Origin of the sequence: Phocaeicola sp. RTP21198st1_B8_RTP21198_201120, from assembly GCF_040929485.1 — a bacterium.
Classification (GTDB): Bacteria; Bacteroidota; Bacteroidia; order Bacteroidales; family Bacteroidaceae; genus Phocaeicola; species Phocaeicola dorei.
Window position 1 is genome coordinate 1 of sequence record NZ_JBCOCI010000574.1, and the last position, 1020, is coordinate 1020.

At 45.1% G+C, this 1020-nt stretch carries 1 protein-coding gene and 1 pseudogene; both read left to right on the top strand.

Features of this window, described 5'->3' with window-relative positions:
* A pseudogene (locus AB5935_RS28215) lies at window positions 1-421 on the top strand (hypothetical protein); the annotation flags it as partial.
* 3 nt (window positions 422-424) lie between these two features.
* Window positions 425-1020: LytTR family transcriptional regulator (locus tag AB5935_RS28220; RefSeq protein WP_368328131.1), on the top strand; the 596-nt coding region annotated here is incomplete at its 3' end.

Below are 1020 nucleotides of genomic sequence, written 5' to 3' on the forward strand. Positions count from 1 at the left end.
TCGTCAGCATACAATGGAACATCGTCGGCAATGGATGAAGATGCATCAGGGTAGACCCGGCATGAACTTTGAGAGTGAGCAACAACAATCGGAATCAGTAGATGGCTTTTTGCGTTCGGAGAATGTCTGGGGAGCTGCACGTCACGTAGTACTTGATGAGTTGTTTAAAGGAGCCATGATTCGTACCTCTTTCGGGGGGACGACTATTGATCTTCGCCATACCCATATTGCACCGGGAGAAACCTATATTGATTTGGATTGCAGTTGGGGAGGAGTCGAGATTTGGACAGTCGTCTTCAAATGCAATGCTTTCTTTGGAGGATGTGATGACAAACGCTGGCAAAATGGGAATGTAAACAAGGAGAATATATTGGTCATTCGTGGAACGCTTTCTTTCGGAGGCTTGGAAGTTAAAGACTAGCGTATGAAACCACATCCGATAATAGATTATCCATTCCGCTGGATTCCGATGCTGGTGCTGGCGTTTATTCTGGTTGCGACACAGGTGGCTTTAGTCTGTGGATATACCGGAAACGACTATCTTCCTGCTCTGGTAGATGGAGTGGCAACAATTGGTTGGCTGGCAGCCATAGCCTATTTGGCCTGGTTTGTGGTCGGTCTTGTTTCGTTGTTCCAGACGGATATAATCATGATAATCGTTGGAAGCCTATTATGGCTGGCGGGTAGTTTTATGATCTGTGATATCATGGTGAGGATTGTAGGCATATCCTATATTCCTTTTGTGCAGACCATACCTTTCCGGTTATTGTTCGGGCTGCCAACCTTGATTGCCATTACTTTATGGTATCGCCTGATCGTAACTAAAGAAGAAGTACAGAATCAGGAACTGGATAAAGAATTGGCTGCACATCAGCTAACTGTGACCGAACAACAAGGAGAACCACAGACAGAATTAATAGATCGCATTACGGTGAAAGACGGTTCCCGCATTCATCTGGTAAAGACAGACGAACTGATCTACATACAAGCCTGTGGAGATTATGTAATGTTGATAACCCC